We start from the raw sequence: 23,575 nt of genomic DNA, 5'->3' as shown, positions 1-23,575 counted from the left end.
TGTCCGACCCTTCCGGTGCAAGAATCCTGCCTACGGCGTTGTCCACTCGACACGCCGACCAGCCCGCGAGAAGTCCTCCGGTAGGTTGCACGGGCCGGATCGGCCGAGTACTCTCAAGCGCTCCGGCCTCCGCCGACAACCGCATAACCAGCCCAGCCCCCCTGGAGCAGCCCCCCGTGGCCACACGCCACCGCGGGGCGTGATCTGTTTTCCACACCTGTGGAAAGATGTGTGGATGCGGCTCCTACAGGGCCGCATCGAGGACAGGAAGGGCACGCGTGACTGGGACCACCCCCGAACACCCGCGGTTCACGACTGAGCAGCTGCCGGAGGCGTGGGCGTACATCGTCAAGCACTCCGGGGCCCGGCACCGGGGCCTGTTGCGCAACACGAAGCCGCTCACCGTGGTCCAGAACACCGTGATGGTGGCGGTCCCGAACGAGTACACCCGGGACCAGCTGGAGAACCGGCTCCGCCCGGGGATCGAGGAGGCGCTCTCCGACTGCTTCCGCCACCTCACCCGGCTGGCCGTCACCGTCGACCCCGACATCGCCCTCGACCTGGAGACCGAGCTGCCGCTCGAGGCGCCCGAATCGGTCACCGACGAGGATCTCGACGACGAGTGGTCCAACGAGGACGTCGGCTCCACCGGCCGGATCGGCCCGTTCGTGCCCCGCCCCAGTCCGGAGACCAGCCGGGACGGCAACCTCACCGGGCAGGTGCTGGAGAGCACCCGGCTCAATCCCCAGTACTCCTTCGACAACTTCATCATCGGCCCCTCCAACCGGCTGGCGAACGCGGCCGCCCGCGCCGCCGCGGAAACCCCGGGCAAGGTGTTCAACCCGCTGGTCATCTACGGCGGGTCCGGGCTCGGCAAGACCCATCTGATGCATGCCGTCGGTCACTACGTGCTGCACCTCTACCCGGACGCCAGGGTGCGCTACGTCTCCACCGAGGAGCTCACCAACGAGTTCATCAACGCCATCTCGGAGAACCAGACCGTCGAGTTCCGTCGCCGCTACCGCGAGGTCGACGTGCTGCTGATCGACGACATCCAGTTCCTGGAGGGCAAGATCCAGACCCAGGAGGAGTTCTTCCACACCTTCAACACCCTGCAGAACGCCGAGAAGCAGATCGTGATGACCTCCGACCGGCCTCCGAAACTGCTGGAGGCGCTCGAGCCACGATTGCGGTCCCGGTTCCAGTCCGGTCTGATCGCCGACGTGCACGCGCCGGACCTGGAGACCCGGATCGCCATCCTGTACAAGAAGGCGGAGCAGGAGCGGCTGGCCGTCGACCCGCAGGTGCTCCAGTTCATCGCCGAGCGGATCCAGACCAACATCCGGGAACTGGAGGGAGCGCTGATCCGGGTGGCCGCGTTCGCCTCCCTCAACGGCGAGCCGGTCGACCTGCCGCTCGCCCAGGTGGTGCTGCAGGACCTGATCCCGGCCGGCAACGGCTCGGAGATCACCTCGGGGCTGATCATGGCCCAGACCGCCGGCTACTTCGGTCTCAGCGTCGACGAGCTGTGCAGCGCATCGCGGACCCAGAACATCGCCACCGCGCGCCAGATCGCGATGTATCTGTGCCGGGAGCTGACCGACCTGTCGCTGCCGAAGATCGGCCAGCAGTTCGGTGGCCGCGACCACACCACCGTGATGCACGCCGAACGTAAGATCCGTCAGCTGCTCTCCGAGCGCCGTGAGGTCTACACCCAGGTGACCGAACTCACCACCCGAATCCGCCAGAAGGCCGACAAGGCCTGACATCGAGTGATCCAGATCACATTATGGACCTGGATCCCGATTTGTCAACACCTGTGGATGGGATTGTGGACAACTGTGGACAGTTGCCCCGCCGACTGCGGACAATCTGCCGACGCCGGTGGGCGACCGATCCGTACGTCCACATCTTCCACCCGTGTGATTTTCGGTTGCCCACCCCGGCTGTGGACGGCGCTTCCCGGCCTGACGAGGGGAAACGCTACTTCTCCACAGTATCCACACGACCTATGACTACTGCTGTATCCAGATCAGAAATGACAAGAAGCGGTGGTAGGGCCGGGAGACGACCCAGCGACGAGACCGCCGTGCGGGACCCGGGCGACAGCACAGTCGATATGATCAGGTGGCCACGACAATCCCCCCAGGAGGCCCAGTGAAGTTCGAAGTCGACCGCGACGTGTTGGCGGAGTCCGTTGCCTGGGTCGCCCGGAGCCTGCCGACGCGCCCGTCGATCCCGATCCTGGCCGGCCTGATGATCCACGCCGAAGGTGAATCGCTGACCCTGTCCAGCTTCGACTACGAGACCTCGGCCCGGGTCGACCTGCCGGCGACCGTGCACGACGAGGGCACCGCGCTGGTGTCCGGGCGCCTGCTCGCCGACATCACCCGATCCCTGCCGCACTCCGGTGTCGCCGTCGATGCCTCCGGCGCCGCGATGGATCTGACCTGCGGCAGCGCGCACTTCACCCTGCAGCTGCTGCCGACCGACGACTATCCGGTGCTGCCGGCGATGCCGACCGAGACCGGCACCGTGCCCAGCGACGCCCTGGCCGAGGCCGTCTCCCAGGTCGCCGTCGCCGCCGGCCGGGACGAGCTGCTGCCGATCTTCACCGGCGTCCGGGTCGAGATCGACGGCGACACGCTGTCGATGCTGGCCACCGACCGCTACCGGATGGCCCTCAAGGAGCTCACCTGGACCCCGGCCCGGTCCGACTTCCGCGGCAACGCCCTGGTCCCGGCCAAGGTGCTCTCCGAGGCCGCCAAGTCGATGGCCGGCGGGGAGACGGTCAGCATCGCCCTGTCGCAGCCCGGCAGCGGTGAGGGGATCATCGGCCTGGCCGGTGAGTCCCACGGCACCCGGCGCCGGATCACCACCCGGCTGCTGGACGGAGAGTTTCCCAAGGTCCGCCACCTGATGGACATCCAGGCCACCCTGACCGTACGGTGCGCCACCGCCGATCTGATCGACGCCGCCAAGCGCGTCGCCCTGGTGGCCGAGCGCAACTCGCCGCTGCGGATGGTGATGGGGGAGAACGAGGTCACCCTGGAGGCGGCCAGCGGCGACCATGCGCACGCCTCGGAGCAGATCGAGGCCGAGTTGGACAGTGCCGGCGAACCGTTGATCGCCGCCGGATTCAACCCGCAGTACCTGCTCGACGCCCTGGGCGCGCTGGATGCGGCGTACGTCAACTTCTCCTTCACCCAGCCGGGCAAGCCCTGTCTGCTGACCGGGATCGCCGCCCTCGACGGGGAGCCACTGCTCGACTACCGCCATGTCATCATGCTGATGCGGCTGCCCGACTGACCCGGTCGCCGGCATCCTGCCGGCGGCTGACACGACTGAGACTGGAAGCGAAGCGACATGACATCCCTGGGACTGGTGGGTCTGGGCCGGATGGGCGGCAACATGCGGGAGCGCTGGCGGGTTTCCGGTGTGGATGTGGTCGGCTACGACCTCAACCAGGAGCTCAGCGACGCCACCGATCCGGCCGATCTGGTGGCCCGGCTGGCGCCGCCGCGGGTGATCTGGCTGATGCTGCCGGTGCAGCACATCGACGCGATGCTGGCGCAGGTCGTCCCGCTGCTGTCCGCGGGCGACGTCGTGGTCGACGGCGGCAACTCGAAGTACACCGACGACCAGCGCCGGGCGGGCGTCTGTGCCGAGCATGGGGTGGCCTTCGTCGACTGTGGCGTGTCCGGCGGGGTGTGGGGCCGCACCAACGGCTACGCCCTGATGGTCGGCGGTGAGGCCGCCGTCGTGGAGCGGCTGACGCCGTACTTCCAGGCACTGAAACCGGCCGGCGACTTCGGCTTCGTGCATGCCGGCCCGGTGGGCGCCGGGCATTTCGCCAAGATGGTCCACAACGGCATCGAGTACGCCATGATGGAGGCGTACGCCGAGGGCTGGGAACTGTTGGCGACCGCCGACCTGGTGACCGACGTCCCGGCCGTCTTCCGGTCCTGGCGCGAGGGTTCGGTGGTGAAGTCATGGCTGCTCGACCTGCTCGACAATGCACTCGAGGACGACCCGGACCTGTCCGATGTCCGCGGCTATGCGGAGGACTCCGGCGAGGGCCGATGGACCGTCGAGGCGGCGATCGAGCTCGGCGTACCGACCCCGGCGATCAGCGCCTCGCTCTACACCCGGTTCATCTCCCGGCAGACCGATTCGCCGGCGATGAAGATGATCGCCGCGCTGCGCAACCAGTTCGGCGGGCATGCCGTGCTGCCCGAGGACGACTGAGCCTGGTGTACGTCGACCACCTCACGCTGGCCGACTTCCGGTCGTACGCGTACGTCGACGTGGACCTGGCGCCGGGGGTGGTGACCTTCGTCGGGGCGAACGGCCAGGGCAAGACCAACCTGGTGGAGGCGGTGGACTACCTGGCCACCCTCGGCTCCCACCGGGTCTCCGCCGACCTGCCGCTGGTGCGGCACGGCACCGAGCGGGCGACGATCAAGGCCCGGGTCCGGGCCGGACGTGTGGACGACCGGGCCCTGGTGCTGGAGATCGACATCCATCCCGGCCGGGCCAATCGGGCCCGGCTCAACCGGGCACCGCTGTCGCGGCCCCGCGAGCTGCTCGGCATCCTGCGCACGGTGGTCTTCTCCCCCGAGGACCTGGCCATCGTCAAGGGCGACCCGGCCGCCCGTCGGCAGTTCCTCGACGCCCTGGTGGCGACTCGGTGGCCCCGGATGGCCGGCGTGCGCCACGACTACGACAAGGTGCTGCGGCAGCGCAACAGCCTGCTGAAGACGATGTCCGGCCGGGGCGGGCGGGTCGCCGACCCGTACGCCGACGACACGCTGCGGATCTGGGACGAGCAGCTGGCCACTGTCGGGGCCGAGGTGCTCTCCGCCCGGCTGGACACCCTCGCCGCACTGATGCCGCACACCGCCCGGGCGTACGCCGACATCGCGCCGGCCAACAACGTGGCGACCGCGCGCTACCGCAGCTCGTTGGACCCGGACGGGCCGGCGGACCCGGACGGTGCGCCCGGGACCGACCGCGAGGAGCTGCGGGCCGCGCTGCTGGCCCGGATGGCCGAACGCCGCGGTGAGGAGATCGCCCGGGGGGTGTCGCTGGTCGGGCCGCACCGCGACGACATCGAGCTGTTCCTCGGCGAGCTGCCGGCCAAGGGCTATGCCAGCCACGGGGAGTCCTGGTCGTACGCCCTGGCGCTGAAGCTGGGCGGTTTCCAGCTGCTGCGGGCCGACGGGATCGAGCCGGTGCTGATCCTCGACGACGTCTTCGCCGAACTGGACGCCACCCGCCGGGACCGGCTCGCCGGCGGAGTGCTCGGCGCCGACCAGGTGCTGGTCACCGCCGCCGTCGCCGAGGACCTGCCGGCCGCCCTGGCCGGTCAGCGGTTCCGGGTCGCCGCGGGGGAGGTGCTTCCCGATGCCGCCTGACCCGGATCGGCCGGACGAGCCGCTGCCCGAGGACCCCGAGCCCGCCCCGGACACCCCCGATCCGGACGGCCTCGAGTTGGCCCGGCGGATCGCCCGGCAGGTGAACGCCGGGACCCCCGCACCGCAGCGCCCACCGCGGCGGAAGCGCCGCCGGCCGATCGAGCCGATGTCATCGGGGGCCCGCCCGGACGACCGGGACCCGCAGCCGATCGGTGATGTGCTGCGCCGGATGGTGGAGGAGCGCGGCTGGCGCACCGACTTCGACGTGCACGCCCTGATTGCCCGCTGGCCGGAGCTGATCGGCCCGTCCAACGCGGCGCACTGCCGGCCGGAGGCGTACGAGGACGGGGTGCTCACCGTCCGCACCTCGTCGACCGCGTGGGCGGTGCAGATGCGCTCGATGGCGCCGGCCGTGGTCGCCCGGCTCAACGAGCAACTCGGCTCCGAGGTGGTCCGCCGGATCCTGGTCAAGGGGCCGGACGCCCCGTCGTGGAGCCACGGCCGGCTGCGGGTGCGTGGTCGCGGCCCTCGCGACACCTACGGTTGATCCGCGGCTCCGGTGGTGGACCTCGACACGTACGGGTGATTCTGGCGCGCGGATGCCCCGCCGACGTGGTCACCCTTGCGAATGACCCTCCGGGGTCCGCAGACCGCCTTCCAGGGCCGTCTGCGCGGGTGTGTGACGTCCACTACACCCCCGGTGGGGTAGACTGCACCAGTGACCGAAGCCGAGCAGAGCACCCACGTGGCCCCTGACACGTACGACGCCAGTTCCATCAGTGTCCTGGAGGGCCTGGAGGCGGTTCGCAAGCGACCCGGGATGTACATCGGCTCCACCGGTGAGCGGGGCCTGCACCATCTCGTCTACGAGGTGGTCGACAACTCCGTCGACGAAGCACTGGCCGGCTACTGCGACACGATCCGGATCGAGCTGCTGCCCGGCAACGGGGTCCGGGTGGTCGATAACGGCCGCGGCATCCCGGTCGGCATCCACCCCAAGGAGGGCATCTCGGCCCTCACCGTCGCGCTGACCATGCTGCACGCCGGCGGGAAGTTCGGCACCGGTGGCTACAAGGTCTCCGGCGGCCTGCACGGCGTCGGCGTGTCGGTGGTGAACGCGCTGTCCGAGCGCCTGATCGTCGACGTCAACACGGACGGCTTCCACTGGCGGCAGGGCTTCCACCTGGGCACCCCGGACGGTCCACTGCAGCAGCTGGAACCGGCCGACGACACCGGGACGACGGTCACCTTCTACGCCTCGGACGACATCTTCGAGACCACCGAGTACTCGTACGACACGCTGGCGACCCGGTTCCGGGAGATGGCCTTCCTCAACAAGGGGCTGGCCATCACGATCATCGACCTGCGCCCGAGCGGCGAGCGGGACGCCGACGGTGCCGACCTCGACCAGGCCGCCGCCCCGGGTGCCGCGAAGCCGGGACGGGGGCCGCGGACCGACACGTTCCTCTACGACGACGGCCTGATCGACTACGTCAAGTACCTCACCGGCAGCAAGGAGACCGTCCACTCCAGCGTGATCGCCGTCGAGACCCACGATCCGGAGCACGGCATGGGCCTGGAGGTCGCCATGCAGTGGAACCAGTCCTACACCGAGTCGGTGCACACCTTCGCCAACACCATCAACACCACCGAGGGCGGCACCCACGAGGAGGGCTTCCGCTCCGCGCTGACCAACACGGTCAACAAGTGGGGCGAGACCTGGGGACTGATCAAGAAGCGCGAGGACCGGGTCTCCGGCGACGACATCCGCGAGGGGCTGACCGCGGTGATCTCGATCAAGATCGGTGAGCCGCAGTTCGAGGGCCAGACGAAGACCAAGCTGGGCAACACCGAGGCCCGCTCGTTCGTCCAGAAGGTCGTCAACGAGAAGCTCGGCGACTGGTTCGAGCAGAACCCGTCGGAGGGCAAGGACATCGTCCGCAAGGCCCAGGCGGCCGCGTCGGCGCGGATCGCGGCCCGCAAGGCCCGTGACCTGGCCCGCAACCGCAAGAGCCTGCTCGGCGGCGGCTCGCTGCCCGGCAAGCTGGCCGACTGCTCGTCGACCAACCCCGAGGAGTGCGAGGTCTTCCTGGTGGAGGGCGACTCCGCCGGCGGCTCCGCCAAGGGCGGCCGCGACCCGCGCACCCAGGCGATCCTGCCGTTGCGCGGCAAGATCCTCAACGTCGAGAAGGCCCGGATCGACAAGATCCTCCAGAACAAGGAGGTCGAGGCGATCATCAACGCCCTCGGCACCGGGGTGCACGAGGAATTCGACGTCGAGAAGCTGCGGTATCACAAGATCGTGCTGATGGCCGACGCCGACGTCGACGGCGCGCACATCCGTACGTTGCTGCTGACCCTGTTGTTCCGGTTCATGAAGCCGCTGATCGCCGCCGGGCACGTCTACCTGGCCCAGCCGCCGCTGTTCCGGCTGCGCTGGACCAACGCCCCGCACGAGCTGGCCTACACCGACGAGGAGCGCGACCGGCTGCGCGAGGCGGGTCTGGCGGCCGGCAAGAAGCTGCCGAACATCAACCCGATCCAGCGGTACAAGGGTCTGGGTGAGATGGACCCGGAGGACCTGTGGACCACCACCATGGATCCGGAGAACCGGATCCTGCTCCAGGTGACGCTGGAGGACGCCGCGGCCGCCGATGCGATGTTCACCATCCTGATGGGCGAGGACGTCGCCGAACGCCGCGCCTTCATCCAGCGCAACGCCAAGGACGTCCGCTACCTCGACATCTGATCGGAAGAACTGAACATGAGTGAAATCCCCCCGCAGAACGAGGATGCCCAGGGCGAGGGCCCCGACGAGCAGGCCGTCGCCGACCAGCAGGGCCTCGCCGTGGCCGCGAAGACCGACAACGTCGAGCAGGTCGACCTCGAGGCGGAGATCCAGAAGTCCTACCTCGACTACGCCATGTCGGTGATCGTCGGGCGGGCCCTGCCCGACGTCCGCGACGGTCTCAAGCCGGTGCACCGCCGGGTGCTGTACGCGATGTACGACGGCGGCTACCGCCCCGACCGCGGTTGGAACAAGTGCGCCCGCGTCGTCGGCGAGGTGATGGGCACTTACCACCCGCACGGCGACTTGGCGATCTACGACACCCTGGTCCGGCTCGCCCAGCCGTGGGTGATGCGGGCCCCGCTGGTCAACGGTCAGGGCAACTTCGGCTCCCCGGGCAACGACCCGGCCGCGGCGATGCGCTACACCGAGTGCAAGATGGCGCCGCTCTCGATGGAGATGGTCCGCGACATCGACGAGGACACCGTCGACTTCCAGCCGAACTACGACGGCCGCGACATGGAGCCGACGGTGCTGCCGGCCCGGTTCCCGAACCTGCTGGTGAACGGCTCGACCGGCATCGCCGTCGGGATGGCCACCAACATCCCCACCCACAACATGCGCGAGGTCAACGCCGCGGTGCAGTGGGCGCTGGAGCACCCCGAGGCCTCCGAGGAGGAGCTGCTCGAGGCCGCGATGGAGCGGATCAAGGGCCCGGACTTCCCGCTCGGCGCGCTGATCGTCGGCCGCAAGGGGATCGAGGAGGCGTACCGGACCGGCCGCGGCTCGGTCACCATGCGCGCGGTGATCGACATCGAGGAGGACGACAAGGGGCGTACGCAGCTCGTCGTCACCGAGCTGCCGTACATGTGCAACCCGGACAACCTGGCGCTGAAGATCGCCGAGCTGGTGCACAACGGCAAGCTCAACGGGATCGCCGACATCCGCGACGACACCTCGGCCCGTACGGGCCAGCGGCTGGTGATCGTGCTGAAGCGCGACGCCCAGCCGCGGGTGGTGATGAACAACCTCTACAAGCACACCCAGTTGCAGGACACCTTCGGCTGCAACATGGTGGCGCTGGTCGACGACGTGCCCCGTACGCTGCGGCTGGACCAGTTCATCTCCTACTGGATCACCCACCAGATCGAGGTGATCCGGCGCCGCACCGAGTACCGGCTGCGCAAGGCCGAGGAGCAGGCGCATATCTACCGCGCCCTGGTGAAGGCGCTGGACGCCCTCGACGAGGTGATCGCGCTGATCCGCCGCTCGCCGACCACCGAGGCCGCCCGGGAGGGGCTGAAGGATCTGTTGGAGATCGACGACGCGCAGGCCACCGCCATCCTCGACATGCAGCTGCGCCGGCTGGCTGCCCTGGAGCGGCAGAAGATCATCGAGACCCTGGAGGAGATCGAGGCCCGGATCGCCGACTTCCGCGACATCCTGGCCAAGCCCGACCGCCAGCGGGGGATCATCGCCACCGAGCTGCAGGAGATCGTCGACAAGTACGGTGACGAGCGGCGGACCCGGATCGTGTCGGCCGACGGCGACCTCTCCGACGAGGACCTGATCCCGGACGAGGACGTCATCGTCACCATCACCCTCGGCGGCTACGCCAAGCGGACCCGCTCCGACCAGTACCGGGTGCAGAAGCGCGGCGGCAAGGGCGTCCGCGGTGCGACGCTGCGGGCGGACGACGAGGTGGCGCACCTGTTCGCGACCACCAACCATCAGTGGATCCTGTTCTTCACCAACATGGGCCGGGTCTACCGGGCCAAGGCGTGGCAGCTCCCGGAGGCGAACCGGGACGCCAAGGGCGGTCACGTGGCGGGGCTGCTGAGCTTCCTGCCCGGCGAGTCGATCGCCCAGGTGCTCGCCATCCCGTCGTACGACGTGGCCGACTACCTGCTGCTCGCCACCCGCAAGGGGCTGGTGAAGAAGACCACCCTGTCGGCGTACGACTCGCCGCGCCAGGCCGGGGTGATCGCGGTCAGCTTCCGCGACGAGGACGACGAGCTGATCGGCGCCGAACTGGCCGGCAGCGAGGACGATGTGTTGCTGGTCTCCCGCAAGGGGCAGGCGATCCGGTTCCGGGCCGATGACGAGCAGCTGCGGCCGATGGGGCGGGCCACCTCCGGGGTGACCGGGATGAAGTTCCGTGACGGCGACGAGCTGCTGGCGATGATGATCGTCCGTGACGACTTCCCCGAGGACGACCGGTTCGTCTTCACCGTCACCGACGAGGGGTACGCCAAGCGCTCCCGGGTCAGCGACTACCGGCTGCAGGGCCGCGGCGGACTCGGCATCAAGGCGATGAAGCTCAACTCCGAACGTGGCAGCCTGGTGGGCGGCCTGATGGTGCAGGAGGGTGACGAGGTGATCGCCATCAAGACCTCGGGCCAGGTGACACGGAGCGCGGTCTCGGAGGTCGCGGTCACCTCGCGTGACACTATGGGGGTGAAGTTCGTCGGGGTCTCCGGCAGCGACGCGGTGTCGATCATCGCGCTCAACCCGGAGCGCCCCGAGGACGATGACACGACCGAGGAGAGCACCAGTGAGTGACGCCCGACCGGACGGCGATGTCGATGCGACCGTGCTGCGGTCCACCGAGGAGTTCTACGGCCCCGCCGGGGTGCCCGAATCGCCCACCCCACTGCGTCGGCCCGGCCAGGAGCCGGCCGACGCGGTATCCCGCCGGACCCGGAAGGCCACTCTGCGACTCAGCCACGTCGACCCGTGGTCGGTGATGAAGACCTCGTTCGTCTTCTCCATCGCCTTCGGCATCGCGGCGCTGATCCTGGTGCTGATCACCTGGCTGGTGCTCTCCGTCTCCGGGGTGTTCACGCTGATCAACGAGCAGGTCGGGGCGCTGCTGCTGTCGCCCGGCGACACCCAGCAGTTCCGGATCCAGGATTACTTCGGACTGTCCAAGACGATGGGCCTGACCATCCTGCTGTCGGTGCTGAACGTGGTCATCCTGACCGCGATGTCGACGCTGCTGGCCTTCCTCTACAACACCGCCTGCCGGTTGATCGGCGGCCTGGAGGTCACTCTCGCCGAGGACTGAGTCGGTCAGTCGGCGGTCGGAGCGTCGGCGGCTGGCGGAGCGTCGACGGAGGACGTACCTGACCGGCGCCGGGCGACGACCGCCCGAGTGACGATCCAGGCCAGGGTGATCACCGCGAGGAGGGTGTAGGTGTCCGCGGCGACGATCCGCCAGCCGTGCAGGGTCAGCTCCCGGCCGTTCTCGTGCGGGAGCTTCCAGATCGCCTGGGAGATCGTCACGATGCCCCACAGGGCGGCGATCACCCGGGCTGCGACGTCGGTCCGGGCGGCGGTGACCAGCAGCAGGAGGATCGGCCAGGCCCACACCAGGTGGTGGATCCACGACACCGGTGACACCAGGATGGCGATCAGCTCGGTGCCGAGCACCGCTTCCACCACGTGGCCCTGCCGCCAGCGCAGCGCGCAGCCGGCGATCCCGACGACGACGGTGACCAGGGACAGCACCGCCCACGGCACCGAGGTGTGCTCGCCGAGGACGCGCGCCAGCGCCCCGGTGAAGGACTGGTTGCTGAGGTAGTAGGGGGTGCCGATCCGGCCGGAGTCGAAGATCGTCGTCGTCCAGTACGTCACCGAGGAGCGCGGCAGCACCGCGAACCCCAGCAGCACCGTCCCGATCCCGGTGAGCGGAGCGACCACCGCCGCCCGCCGCTGCCGGGTGGCCAGCAGCAGTAGCCAGAAGATCGCCGGGGTGAGCTTGATGCCGGCGGCCAGGCCGATGCCGACACCGCGCCAGCGCCGCTCCTGCGGTGCCAGCAGATCCTCCAGGACCAGCCAGGCCAGCAGCAGATTGACCTGCCCGAACCCGAAGTTCGACACGACCGGGTCCAGCAGCAGGGCCAGTGGGGTGAGCAGCACCGCGACGGTGGTGGTCACGTCGGGCTGCAGGCGGCGCAGCACCAGCACGCTGATCCGGATCAGTGCCGCGCCACTGAGGGCGTACGTGGCCACGATCATCGCCTTGGGCGGCAGCAGGGCCAACGGGGCGAACACCACCGCCGCGAACGGCGGGTAGGTGAACGGCAGCCAGAAGTCGTGGAGTTCGTAGAGGCTGGCCTGGCGGTGCCAGACGAACTCCCCGCCCATCCGGTAGACCTTGAGGTCGATCGGGTCGTGCTGGCCGACGTACGCCCACAGCACGATGGCGAGCAGCACCGGGACGGCGGCCCACCACCACGACGGCATCGGGCGTCGATCGCGCTCGGTCTGCATGGTGTTGTCCCCGTTCTCGTCGTCGGCTCCGCCGGTCGTCGGAGGCGGTTCACCTCGCACCACTCTAGGGAGCGGACCGGACGGCCAGGGACCTGTACCGATTTTGCGCGGTGCACGAGATGCGATAATGTTTCTCCTCGGCGCGGCAAGCGCGACGGGCCTATAGCTCAGGTGGTTAGAGCGCTGTCCTGATAAGACAGAGGTCGCTGGTTCAAGTCCAGCTAGGCCCACCGAAAAGAGCCTCTGACCAGGTGAAACGCTTGGTCGGAGGCTCTCGTGATGTTGTGATGAAGGGGCTGGCCGACGGGCGCCTGCGCGTGCCGGCCGCGCGCCGAACTGTCAGAGTGTCGACGCTCGTACGGTCCGCATCAGGTCGGGGTACGGGTCGGCCAGTGGCGTCCTGACGGCTCGGATCGCCTGGCGCAGTTGCCGAATCGGCTCCCCGGCAACGTAGTAGCGCCCGCGGGTCTGGCCGTGGGCATCGAGGAGACCGGCATCCACCAACTGCTTGAGGTCTCTGGTCGCGGTGCGGTCCTCCACGCCCGTCTGCGTGGCGTACCCGGGCCGCTGCACGCGGTAGCCGAGGGCAGCGTCCACCAAAGCGTCGTAGGAGCGCTCGGGGAGGCCGAGTGGCTCCCCGAGCTCCAGCAGCCGGTTCCAGATCTCGCGAACCTCGTCGAAACGTCTTCGCACCGTGTGGGCCTGCATGTGGTGGGCCCGGAGGGTGAAGCGGACCCAGTCGTGGGCGTCGTTGCCGGGATTCCAGGCACCGCGTCCGGTCGCGGCGAGGATGGTGTAGTAGTCCTCAGTGTTGCGCCCCAGCCACTCCTCGATGCTGGAGAAGTCCGGTTCGAGGATGCCGTCACGGCCCAGGATGAACGTCTGCAGGATGCGCGCCATGCGGCCGTTGCCGTCACGGAACGGGTGGATCATCACCAGGTTCAGGTGGGCCATGGCGGCGACCACGATCGGGTCACCCTCCCGCTCGCTGCAGAGTTCGTCGGCGAACTCCCCCATCAAGGCGGGGACCGCCTCGGGATCCGGACCCCGGTAGACCAGCCGATCGTGCAGTTCGTCGTGAACGTAGATGTCGGACGATCGGAACTGGCCAGGGGACTTCTCGAGGTCGTGCTCGAGCAGAAAGAAGTGCAACGACTTGATGGTCTGCAGGTCAGGGCGTACGTCGGGGTCGCCGATCATGTGCAGGACATAGGTCAATACCCTGCGGTAGGCGGTGATCTCGGCGATCACACGGTCGTCGGCCGTCAGCGGGGGCTGATCGTCGACGACCGCCAGGGCGTCGTCCGGGGTGGCGTTGATCCCCTCGATGCTGTTCGAGCCGCGGATCGCCCTGGCGCGTGAGGTGCGGCGCAGAGCCCCTCGCCAGCGAGCAGGGACGCGCAGGACAGCAGCCAAGTCGGCCTTCAGGCCGTGGATCTCGGTCAGGACCTCGCGATCTCGATCATCCAGCGTCGGCTGTCGGTAGAGGCTCATGACGCAGGCCTTCCTGTCTCAATGTCTCAATGTCTCAATCATAGAGACATTGAGACAGGAGGTTGCTTCCGGCGCCCCGGATGTCGACGGCCTAGTGGTACGACTGTCCTGCAACCTGCTCATCGACGCCTGCCTGCGTGAACCGTTCACCGGTATCGGCAAGCCCGAACAGCTCAAGTACGGCGCGCAGGGATCCTGGTCCCGCCGCATCAGCGACGAACACCGGCTCGTGTACCCCGGCGACGTCGACGACCTGGTGATTCTCCAGGCGCGATACCACTACTGATCGCTCCGCATGGGATCACGGGACAGGCCGGGCCTGGCTGTGGTCGATGCGGCGGCCGGGACCGGGATAATGGTCGACATGACCTACGACGTCGTACGTCTCGCTGTCGACGAGCGGCACACCCAATTGGTGAAGAAGAGCGTCGGGCCGGTGCTGCTGGCGTTCCGGGCGTACGCGATGATGACGCCGGAGGAGCGCCCGGTCGGCCACGACCAGTTCTACATGATGTGGATGGACCTGGACCGGCGCAGCGTCCCGGTGACCGCGGTGATCCGGGCCGCGCTGGCGCCGGCCACCGCCCGCGCGATGACCGCCCGGGTGTTCGGACACGGCGTCGACCCGGTGGCGGGCCGGATGGGCTGGTGGCATGCCGCTGACCTGATCGGATCGCCGGAGGGCTTCGAGGCCCGGGTGGCGGCCCGGCTGGCCTGGCTGGTGGACGAGGACATGGGAGCGTTCCTGCGCTGGGACGCCCCCGACCCTGCGGAACTGGCCGCCCTGCCGCCGGCTGTGGAACCGATCGACGAGGTCGGCCGGTGGGTGTTCGACCGGTTCACGCTGACCGACCCGGCCTCGTGGGCTCCGACCAGCCGGGCCCTGGAGGCGGCGCCGGACCCGGAGATCCGCCGCCGGCTGCTGGATCTGCGGACCGATCTCACCGGTCCCGAACCGGCCACGCTGGGCGAGGAACTGGTCCGCGCCCGGGCCTTGGCCGCGGCGGGGGAGCGGGTCGAGGCGGCGTCGCTGCTGTCGGCGCTGATCACCGTACGGCCCTTCGACCCGGACATCCTCGACAACCTCGCGGCCGCGGTGGCCGACCCGGACCTGACCGCCCTGCTGACCCGGCGAGCGGCGAGCTATCGCGCCGTCGGAGGATCTGCCGGATAATGGTAAGACCAATACCTGATCCATGATTGAATGGCCTCATGGCTCCCACCGTTGGTAACAGGATCGTCCTCGTCGGGGCCGGGGACGTCGGCGCCGCGTACGCATATGCCCTGGTGAACCAAGGGATCACCCACGATCTCGCGATCATCGACGTCAACGAGACCAAGGCCCGCGGTGAGGTCGAGGACCTCAACCACGGCGTCGTCTGGGCCCCTTCGCCCACCGATGTCCGGCTCGGATCGTACGAAGCCGACGCCGCCGACGCGGCACTGCTGGTGATCACCGCCGGTGCCGCCCAGAAGCCGGGCGAGACCCGGCTCGACCTGGTGGAGAAAAACCTCCGGATCACCGGCGGCATCGTCCGCAGCGCCATCGACAACGGGTTCCACGGCATCATCCTGATGGCCACCAACCCGGTCGACGTGCTCTCCTACGCCGCCTGGAAGACCTCGGGCCTGCCGAGCAGCCAGGTGCTCGGCTCGGGCACCACCCTCGACTCGGCCCGGTTCCGCTACCTGCTCGGCCTGCTCTACGACGTGGCCCCGATGAGCGTGCACGCCAGCGTGGTCGGCGAGCACGGCGACTCCGAGCTGCCGGCGCTGTCCGCCGCCACCATCGCCGGCGTCCCGATCGCCGACGAGCTGGCCCGCCACCCGGAACGCCGGCTGGAGATCGAGGAGGCCTTCCAGGTGACGGTCACCTCGGCGCAGCGGATCATCGCCGCGAAGGGCTCGACGTCCTTCGGCATCGGGATGGCGCTGGCCCGGATCACCCGCGCCATCCTCGAGGACCAGCGGGTCGCGCTGCCGGTCTCCACCCTGCTCGACGGCGAGTACGGGCAGCACGACATCTATCTGGGCACCCCGGCGGTGCTCTACCGCGGCGGTGTCGAACGGGTCGTCCAGATCCCGCTCAGCGAGGACGAGCAGCGACGGTTCGCGAGCAGCGCCACCGCTCTGCACGAGGTGCAGGACCGCTACATCCACAGCTCCGACAACAGCTGAAGGCTGCGCAGCCGCACCTGCGGGTCGTGGGCGTAGGACACCACGATGAGTTCGTCCGCAGCCGTCGCGGCGACCAGCTCGTCCAGCACCCGGCGGACCGTGGCCGGCGATCCGACCGCCCGGCAGGTCAGCATCCCTTGGGCGGCCCGCCACCCGGCGTCGTGCGGCAGGTCCGCGCGGGGCGGCTGCAGCGGCTGCCGCTCACCGGTCGCGTTGCCGATCGACATCTGTACGTGGGTGGAGTACTGGAACTCGGCCTCCGCGTCGGTGTCGGCGACCAGCACCGACACCCCGACCATGGCGTACGGGGTCTCCCGCCGGGCCGTCGGCGACTCGGTGGAGAAGGCGTGCCGGTAGACCGACAACGCCTCGTACAGCTCGTCGGGGGCGAAGTGCGAGGCGACGGCGAACGGCAGCCCCAACTGCCCCGCGATGGAGGCACCGTTGACGGTCGAGCCGAGCACCCAGATCGGCACCTCGGTGCCGGCGGCGACGATGGACGACACCCCGCGCGGTGAGTCCCCGGACCCGAACCAGGCCTGCAGCTCGAAGATCTGGTCGGCGAAGGACTGGGCGTCGGAGGCCCCGCGGCGCAGCAGCCGGGCGGTCATCGGGTCGGTGCCCGGCGCCCGGCCGAGCCCGAGGTCGACCCGGTCACCGTGCAGTTGCACCAGGGTGCCGAACTGTTCGGCGATGGTGAGCGGCGCGTGGTTCGGCAGCATCACACCGCCCGAGCCGATCCGCAGGGTGCTCGTCATCGCCAGCGCGTGCTCGATCAGCAGGCTGGTCGCGGAGCTGGCGAAGGTCGGCGAGTTGTGGTGCTCGGCGAACCAGTACCGGTGATACCCGCTCTCCTCGGCCAGCCGGACTGCGGCGTACGTGGCTTCCAGCGCCGCCCGGACGTCGGATCCCGCGGAGACCGGGACGAGGTCGAGGACGGAGAGCGGTGGGCGCGTCATGCCCCGATCGTACGTGCGCGGGGCCATCGACTCCGCAACGTCGCCCGGGGGTGGATGGGATTGGGACCGAAGGTCCCCAGGGCGGTACGTTTCGCCGCCGCCACCAGCGCCTCCCGGTGGGCCTGGGCCAGATCCCCGGCCTCACGCTCCGCCTGGGCCTCGCTGATGGCTGCTGCCAATCGGCGCCGGACGAGTTCCGACATGGGGGGAACGGAGGCCCGACGCAGCAACTCACCCAGTCGATCCTCCCGTTCCTCGTCGCTCGCGTCGAGCGGGCTCTCGGCCTGCTCCAGCGGGTCGTCGATCACCACGCCTCCTGATGGTAGAAGCACATGTTGTTCCCGTGCGATGTACCCCCGTACGCCGTACAGCCCAGTGACTGACTCGTCTCATTCTGACTCATCCCGGGGTCGGGAAGTCACGCAGCAGGGCCGCCAATCGGGCCCTGCCGCGTGAACACCGGGACTTGATCGTCCCCGGGGCGCAGCCGAGCATCCCGGCCGCCTCCTCGACACTGAATCCCTCCATGTCGACCAGGATCAGCGCGGCCCGCTGGTCCGGGGTGATCTGCCCCAGGGCTTCGGTGACCGCGTCCACCAGGGCGTCCGGCGGATCATCCCCCGGGGCCGCAGAGACCACCCGCTCCGGGTCGAGCGGGGTGGTCGGCCGGCGCTTCAGATAGCGGATCCGGTCCAGGCAGGAGTTGATCACGATCCGGTGCAACCAGGTGGCGACGCGAGCGTCGCCACGGAAGGTGTGCGCCCGCCGGAACGCCCGCAGATAGGCCTCCTGCAGGGCGTCGGCGGCATCGTCCGGATCGCCGAGAGTGCGCACCGCCACCGACCAGAGCCGATCCTGGTGCCGCCCGACGAGCACCGCGAAGGCCTCGGGGTCGCCATCGACGTGGGCGGCCAGCAACTCCTCGTCGGTGGGCGGCTCCGGTGGCCCGGTCATGGTCGTACCTGCACCTCGTAGATCCCCCCGCGGAACTGGCCGCTCCCGTCGGAGGGGAGCGACGTCAGGTAGATCATCACATAACGCGTGGTGACCGGGTGGTCCGTGGTCAGCTGTACGGTCCCCCGGGCCCCGGTGGCGCTCGCCACCGCCCGCCAGGACTTCTCGGTGTCCATCGGCGCCGAGGTGGTGGCGGTGTTCTTCGGGACCCGCATCTCGACCGCCGATCCGGTGCCGTAGAGCTGCAGCGTCAGACCTCCGACGTCGCGGGGCCGGCCCAGGTCGAGGACCAGCCCGGCGCCCGGCTTGAGCTTGCCGAAGCGGGCGTCGCCGACGTACGACATGGTCTGCCACATCGTGGTCGGATCGCCGTCGTCCGCGAACGGTGCGGTGCGGTCGTTCTCCTCGTTGTTCCCGCCGTCGGCGGCCGGGTCGAAGGTGGCCACCCCGACGATCTGCCAGGGGCCGGCGTCGGTGGACGGGGACGCGGTGGAGCTGCTGCCGGTCGGCGTGGTGCCCGGGGCGCCGCCCGGCCGTCCGGAGCGTCCGGCGTTGACCGCGACGCCGATCAGCCCGACGACGATGGCCAGCGCGACCAGGACCAGCAGGCCGATCACCCAGCCGCGTCCCGGGGTCTGCCGGGGCACCACCGGCAGGGGGCGGGCGCTGGGCTCGGGGGGGACCGCGACGGCGATGGTGGGCTCGGCCGGGACGGCGGGCTGCTCGCGGGTGGCGTCGAGGGACAGCGTGCCCTGGGCGGTCCGGACCCGCTGCTCGAGCCGATAGGAGGCGTCGGTCACCCCCAGCACGGTCGACAGCGCGGCCACCACCCCGGCGGCGGTGGTGATCCCCGGCTTGCCCGCGGCGTTCTCCATCATCGGGCTGACCCCGCCGATCACCTGCTGGCAGATCCGGTCCAGGGCCGGCGGGACATCGGTGCGGACCCGCCGTGCGGAGGGCCACATGCCGCCCCGGGTCGGCGCGGGGGGCAGCCCGGGCAGCGTCCCGCCGGGCCACATCCCGGTGAGGCAGGTGTAGAGCAGCCGGCCGAGGGCGAACACGTCGGTGCGTTCGGCGCCCTCGACCTTCGAGTCGCGCTCGTCGCCGGGCAGCAGCGCCTCGTCGATCTGGAAGCCGAGGATCTTGACGTTGCCGGTGTCGGTGACCATCACCGCGTCGGGGTCCAGCCGCTGGTGGTAGCGGCCCTGGGCGTGCACGGTGGCCATCGCGTCGGCGATCTCGCGGACCAGCCAGGCCGACTCGGTGCCGGACAGCGGGCCGTGCGCGAGCAGCTTGGTGAGGGTCTGACCGGGGGCGTACTCCCGGACCACGTACGGCTCCGCCCCGTCCTCGGAGAAGTCGAGGATCCGGACGAACCGGGCGTCGGTGACCTGGGCGGCCCGCCGGGCGGCGGCCAGCAGCAGCGGGCTGCGCGGGTCACCGGCCGGGAAGAACTGGCAGACCACCCAGCGCTTCAGGCTGAGGTCGGTGGCCCGCCACAGGTCCTGACGGCGGCCGTCCAGCGGATCCTCGAGGCGGAACCGGCCGCCGAGCAGCCGGCCGGCCTGATAGGCGGGCGCAGCGATCGGCCGGGTGTACTCGTCGTCGGCGCCGAACGCCTCGACGTCACCCGGCTCGTCGTCGGTCCCGGGGGTCTGCGGCACGGCGCCCTCCTCCTGCTGCCGTGGGGGGATGGTCGGTGGGGTCCCGGAGCCGCGCCGGCGCAGGAGCGCCGCCAGCGCCTCCTCGACCTCCTCGATCCGCAGCCTACGGGCCAGCAGCACGAAAGTCCCACTCCCGGCCACGCCGGCGACGGCCACCGACAGCAGCAGGAGCAGCTGGCCGTGCCCGCCGGTGAACCGGACGATCAGCCAGGCGACCAGTCCGGCGGGCGCGGTGGCGACGGTGAGCCGGACGATGTGCCGGGCGACGGGCGCGACCCGGAAGTCCGGCAGCCGACGGCGCAACAGCGGGACGGCGATGCTCAGCCCCACCACGTACGCCAGGGCGTACGCCCCGCCCAGCCCCGCGGCCACCCAGCCCGGCGCGTGCCAGGGGACGACCAGGACGATCGCCAGGATGATGTTCGTCGCCACGATGGTGCTCTGCACCAGGAACGGCGTCCGGGTGTCCTCCAGGGAGTAGAAGGACCGGATCACCAGGTAGTGCAGGCTGTACGGCACCAGGCCGAGGGCCATCACCAGCAGCGTACGGCCGATGAAGTCGGCGTCCCGGGCACCGGCACCGTTGCCGAACATCAGCTGGCTGATCGGGAAGGCGAGGGCGAACAGCGCGACCGCGCTCGGCACGATCACCGCCAGCGCCATCCGCATCGTCCGGGCCGACTCCTCGGCAACCCCCTTGAGGTCGCCCTCGGCGGCCAGCCGGGAACTGCTGGTCACCATCTGGGTGGCCAGCGACAGGGTGATCAGCGAGTGCGGCACGATCCAGATCAGCGAGGCGGTCTGGTAGGCGGTGATGCCGGCGCCCTCGCCGCTGCCGCCCAGCACGGCGGTCGAACCGAGCCGGTTGACGACGAAGATCGCCAGCTGGTTGACCAGCACGAAGTAGAGGGTCCACTGGGCCAGCCGGAAGGTGTGGCCCAGGCCGGCCCCGCGCAGATCCCAGCGCGGCCGGTAGCGGAACCCGGCCCGGCGCAGGAACGGCAGCAGGATGAAGAACTGGGCCGCGATCCCGAGGGTCGAGCCGAGGCCCAACAGCAGCACCTGGGGCCAGCTGAACGGCGCCCCGTGCGAGCTGCCCCAGACGCCGAGGTAGAGGCCGAAGACGACGATCGAGAGGACGTTGTTGGCGATCGGGGCCCACATGTAGGGGATGTAGACCTGGCGGGCGTTGAGCACCTGGCCGACCAGGACGGTCGCGCCGTAGAAGAAGATCTCCGGCAGGCAGAGGTAGGCCAGCGCGACCATGTTGCTCCAGTACGGAGCCATCGCCGGCTCGCGCCAGCCCTCGGCGGTGTAGAGCGTCATGATCCACGGGGCCGCCACCGTCACCAGCACCGTCATCAGGCCCAGCGCGGCCAGGAACGCGGTCATGATCCGGTTGGTGTACGCCTCACCGCCATCGGCGTCCTCGTCCATCGCCCGGACGATCTGCGGCACCAGGACGGCGTTCATCACGCCGCCGGCGAGCAGGATGTAGAGGCTGTTGGGGATCGTGTTGGCGAGGTTGAAGGCCTCGGCCGGCCGGGTGCCGTTGCCGAGCACAACGGCGATCAGCGCGGCCCGGACGAAGCCGAGCACCCGGGAGGCGAGCGTGCCGCCGGCCATCAGCACCGTGGTGGACATCACCGAGCGGCGGCGCGGGGCGTCGGTCATGCCCGGCTCCGTTCGGCGCGGACCTGCTTGATCCGCAACACCGTGGTGCCGATCACGACGACTCCCGACACGATCATCAGTATCCATCCGACCCTTCCGGCCTGTGTGGCCTGTACATCGATGTCCACCGGGAAGCCGATCGCGGTCCCCGAGGGGGTGGTGAGCCGGGCCACCACGGTGTAGCTGCCGTTCGCCTCGACCCGCGGCACGGCGACGACGCCGATCGCCTCGCCCGCACCGATGGTGCGGATGTCGACCGGTGGCACGTGCAGTCGCTCGGCGTTCTCCGACTCGAACTCGAGCCGGACCGACACCGGGACGCTGAGGTTGTTGGTGACGGTGACCGGGAACTGGGTGTCCTGCCGGGCGGTGAGCAGCACCGGGCGGGCGCTGATCGCCACGGCGTTGCCGTCGGTGATCTGCTGGATCCGGTCCCGCTGGAGATCCCGATAGGCGACGTACGACCCGGACGCGGCGGCGGAGGCAGTGGTGCCGGAACCGGTGGCGCCGGTCCCGGTCGTCCACTGGCTGCTGGCCAGCGAGGCGACCAGCCGCCAGGTCATGTCCGCGGCGATCCCCGGATCGGTGAACATGCTGGCCAGCCCGGAGGTCGACGTCGCCGCCCGGCGTACGTCGCCGGCCCGGTCGTCCTCGGTGGTCGCGGGGGCGTGCAGCACGGCCTCGCTGATCGGCGCGGAGGTGCCCTCCACCAGGGAGGCCAGCGAGGTGCGGGCCGAGGTGTCGAGGTCGTCGGCGTGGGCGGTCGCGACGTCGGTGATCAGCCGCACCTGGGCGGGGCGGTGGGCGAGGGCGTCGAGGAAGCCGGTCGCGGCGATGGACTGCCGCTGCTGGGCGTCGGTGCCGTTCTCGTCCGGTCCGGGGGTGAGGGCCCGGGTGTCGTACGTCACCACGGTGGCCCCCTCGGCGGTGGTCCAGTGCGCGGGCGGGACGGCGCCGTGGGCGGTGTCGGCGCCGTCGGTGGGCTGGGCGGCGAGGACGACCGGGGGGGCGGCCGGGGTCGGGGCGGCCGACGGTGTGGCCGAGGTGCCGGCCGAGCCGGTGGTGGACGGGGCGGGGGAGGCGGTGCCGGTCGGGCTGGCGTCGGTCGGCGTGCCGGCGAGGGTGGCCAGCCCGCGCCGGGTGAGCAGTCCGCCGGCCGGTAGCACCGCGGTCGGCAGCTGGGCGATGTCGGCCGGCAGCGTCGTGGTGTCGAGCGCGGACTGCACGATGTCGGCGTGGCCGACGTCGGCCAGCAGGTCGATGTCGACGCTGCCGTAGGGCAGCCGGTAGCCGGGGGTGGTGAGCGCGTCGAAGGTCTGCAGCCAGGTCTTCGCGTCGCTCTCGCCCGCCCCGGTGCTGCCGTCGGTCAGCTTGTAGCCCTTGGCCATGTCCTGCAGTGAGACGATCAGCGCCGGGTCGACGAGATGGGTCCGGCCGTTGCCGGCGGCGCTGCGCAACAGCACGTCGAGGCGACCGCCGGGGGCGATCTCCTGGGCGAGATGGTCGTCGAGGAAGGTGCCGGTCGCCACCCGTGAGGGTGCCGAGCTGAGCAGCACCACCGAGGCGACCTGCAGCGGCGTGGTCTGGGTGCCGAGGTCCTGCGGCAGCCAGGCGCGGGCCCGGCCCAGCGTGGTGTTGCCGGCACCGTACGATCCGCGGATCTGGACCCCGATCATCGTCACCCCGTCCCGGGCCGGGATGCCGAGGTCCGACAGCGGGGCGCTGACGGTGAACGGGCTCTGCTGCCCGGGCGCCAGCGTCCCGGAGGGATCGGTGCCGAGGATGACGTACCTCGCCACGTAACGGGCGCCGGTCGGGCCGTCCGCGGTGTCGAGTTCCGTCCGAGTGGTACGGACCTGTTGGTCGCGCCAGAGGTAGGCCTGGACGCCGGTGAGGGTGGTGTCGCCGGTGTTCGTCACGGTGCCGCTGAGGGTGACGATGTCGGTGGCCGAGGTGACCTTGGGGGTGACCGAGGTGAGGTCGACCCGCACCCGGTCCTCCGCCCGGGCGGGGGTGGCGGCGACGGTGATCCCCGACAGCACCGTCAGCGTCGCCAGCAGGACCGCCGTGAGCAGCGCGGGTACGCCGAGGATCCGGCGGCCTGGACGGCGGCGCGGGGACGGCAGCGGGCGGGAGCTCACCCCGCCATCGTACGGGCGGGCCCGGGTAGAC

The 23,575-nt window shown here is 70.2% G+C and carries 17 protein-coding genes, 1 tRNA gene and 1 pseudogene; 12 read left to right on the top strand and 7 right to left on the bottom strand.

What is annotated here, in order from left to right:
• Positions 1 to 323 precede the first annotated feature (323 nt).
• The 8 genes and pseudogenes from dnaA (at position 324) to R0145_RS17905 (ending at position 11,272) form a co-directional block, all read left to right on the top strand.
• Entirely contained in the window at positions 324 to 1,766 is a 1,443-nt protein-coding gene (gene dnaA / locus R0145_RS17940; RefSeq protein ID WP_317840273.1) for a chromosomal replication initiator protein DnaA, read from the top strand.
• A gap of 391 nt (positions 1,767 to 2,157) precedes the next feature.
• Positions 2,158 to 3,309, top strand: coding sequence for a DNA polymerase III subunit beta (gene dnaN / locus R0145_RS17935; RefSeq protein ID WP_317838311.1), 1,152 nt, complete (start codon positions 2,158 to 2,160; stop codon positions 3,307 to 3,309).
• 57 nt (positions 3,310 to 3,366) lie between these two features.
• Positions 3,367 to 4,248, top strand: coding sequence for a phosphogluconate dehydrogenase (NAD(+)-dependent, decarboxylating) (gene gnd / locus R0145_RS17930; protein WP_317838310.1), 882 nt, complete (start codon positions 3,367 to 3,369; stop codon positions 4,246 to 4,248).
• Between the two features lie 5 nt (positions 4,249 to 4,253).
• Positions 4,254 to 5,417 (top strand): DNA replication/repair protein RecF, encoded by a 1,164-nt coding sequence (recF, locus tag R0145_RS17925; protein WP_317838309.1) that lies wholly within the window; start codon positions 4,254 to 4,256, stop codon positions 5,415 to 5,417.
• Positions 5,407 to 5,964, top strand: a complete 558-nt coding sequence (locus R0145_RS17920) for a DUF721 domain-containing protein (protein ID WP_317838308.1) — start codon at positions 5,407 to 5,409, stop codon at positions 5,962 to 5,964. The genes recF and R0145_RS17920 overlap by 11 nt, the downstream gene beginning before the upstream one ends.
• Positions 5,965 to 6,135: 171 nt before the next feature.
• Positions 6,136 to 8,166 (top strand): DNA topoisomerase (ATP-hydrolyzing) subunit B, encoded by a 2,031-nt coding sequence (gyrB, locus tag R0145_RS17915; protein WP_411567174.1) that lies wholly within the window; start codon positions 6,136 to 6,138, stop codon positions 8,164 to 8,166.
• A 15-nt stretch (positions 8,167 to 8,181) separates the two neighbouring features.
• A pseudogene (gene gyrA / locus R0145_RS17910) lies at positions 8,182 to 10,755 on the top strand (DNA gyrase subunit A); the annotation flags it as partial.
• A gap of 4 nt (positions 10,756 to 10,759) precedes the next feature.
• Positions 10,760 to 11,272 (top strand): DUF3566 domain-containing protein, encoded by a 513-nt coding sequence (locus R0145_RS17905; RefSeq protein WP_317838306.1) that lies wholly within the window; start codon positions 10,760 to 10,762, stop codon positions 11,270 to 11,272.
• A 5-nt stretch (positions 11,273 to 11,277) separates the two neighbouring features.
• On the opposite strand, the gene R0145_RS17900 is transcribed toward R0145_RS17905, so the two are convergent.
• A complete protein-coding gene (locus tag R0145_RS17900) occupies positions 11,278 to 12,480 on the bottom strand; it encodes a glycosyltransferase 87 family protein (protein WP_317838305.1) in 1,203 nt (400 codons plus the stop codon).
• A 156-nt stretch (positions 12,481 to 12,636) separates the two neighbouring features.
• Here R0145_RS17900 and R0145_RS17895 point away from each other — a divergent pair.
• Positions 12,637 to 12,710 (top strand) — tRNA-Ile (locus tag R0145_RS17895).
• Positions 12,711 to 12,819: 109 nt separating this feature from the next.
• Here R0145_RS17895 and R0145_RS17890 read toward each other — a convergent pair.
• Positions 12,820 to 13,974 (bottom strand): Fic family protein, encoded by a 1,155-nt coding sequence (locus tag R0145_RS17890; RefSeq protein WP_317838304.1) that lies wholly within the window; start codon positions 13,972 to 13,974, stop codon positions 12,820 to 12,822.
• Here R0145_RS17890 and R0145_RS17885 point away from each other — a divergent pair.
• The 3 genes from R0145_RS17885 to R0145_RS17875 all read left to right on the top strand — a co-directional run bounded on the left by R0145_RS17885 (position 13,973) and on the right by R0145_RS17875 (position 16,152).
• A complete protein-coding gene (locus R0145_RS17885) occupies positions 13,973 to 14,260 on the top strand; it encodes a Txe/YoeB family addiction module toxin (protein ID WP_317838303.1) in 288 nt (95 codons plus the stop codon). The two genes, R0145_RS17890 and R0145_RS17885, sit on opposite strands and share 2 nt — an antisense overlap.
• A gap of 78 nt (positions 14,261 to 14,338) precedes the next feature.
• Complete coding sequence (locus R0145_RS17880; RefSeq protein WP_317838302.1) at positions 14,339 to 15,148, top strand: hypothetical protein; 810 nt, start codon at positions 14,339 to 14,341, stop codon at positions 15,146 to 15,148.
• Between the two features lie 38 nt (positions 15,149 to 15,186).
• Positions 15,187 to 16,152, top strand: a complete 966-nt coding sequence (locus tag R0145_RS17875) for an L-lactate dehydrogenase (protein ID WP_317838301.1) — start codon at positions 15,187 to 15,189, stop codon at positions 16,150 to 16,152.
• Here the strand turns inward: R0145_RS17875 and R0145_RS17870 are convergent.
• The 5 genes from R0145_RS17870 to R0145_RS17850 form a co-directional block, all read right to left on the bottom strand.
• Positions 16,125 to 17,111, bottom strand: a complete 987-nt coding sequence (locus tag R0145_RS17870) for an LLM class flavin-dependent oxidoreductase (RefSeq protein WP_317838300.1) — start codon at positions 17,109 to 17,111, stop codon at positions 16,125 to 16,127. The two genes, R0145_RS17875 and R0145_RS17870, sit on opposite strands and share 28 nt — an antisense overlap.
• The gene (locus R0145_RS17865; RefSeq protein ID WP_317838299.1) at positions 17,108 to 17,419 is read right to left on the bottom strand and encodes a hypothetical protein; all 312 of its coding nucleotides are present in this window, start codon (positions 17,417 to 17,419) and stop codon (positions 17,108 to 17,110) included. Before R0145_RS17865 ends, R0145_RS17870 begins: the two co-directional genes overlap by 4 nt.
• A 91-nt stretch (positions 17,420 to 17,510) precedes the next feature.
• On the bottom strand, positions 17,511 to 18,065 hold the full coding sequence (gene sigM / locus R0145_RS17860) for an RNA polymerase sigma factor SigM (RefSeq protein ID WP_317838298.1): 555 nt from the start codon (positions 18,063 to 18,065) through the stop codon (positions 17,511 to 17,513).
• Positions 18,062 to 21,403, bottom strand: coding sequence for a murein biosynthesis integral membrane protein MurJ (gene murJ, locus R0145_RS17855; RefSeq protein WP_317838297.1), 3,342 nt, complete (start codon positions 21,401 to 21,403; stop codon positions 18,062 to 18,064). The genes sigM and murJ overlap by 4 nt, the downstream gene beginning before the upstream one ends.
• Complete coding sequence (locus R0145_RS17850) at positions 21,400 to 23,544, bottom strand: hypothetical protein (protein ID WP_317838296.1); 2,145 nt, start codon at positions 23,542 to 23,544, stop codon at positions 21,400 to 21,402. The genes murJ and R0145_RS17850 overlap by 4 nt, the downstream gene beginning before the upstream one ends.
• Positions 23,545 to 23,575 lie beyond the last annotated feature (31 nt).

Origin of the sequence: Raineyella sp. W15-4 (genome assembly GCF_033170155.1) — a bacterium.
GTDB lineage: Bacteria > Actinomycetota > Actinomycetes > Propionibacteriales > Propionibacteriaceae > Raineyella.
The sequence above is the reverse complement of the archived record's forward strand: the minus strand, read 5'-3'. Positions and strand labels throughout refer to the sequence as shown.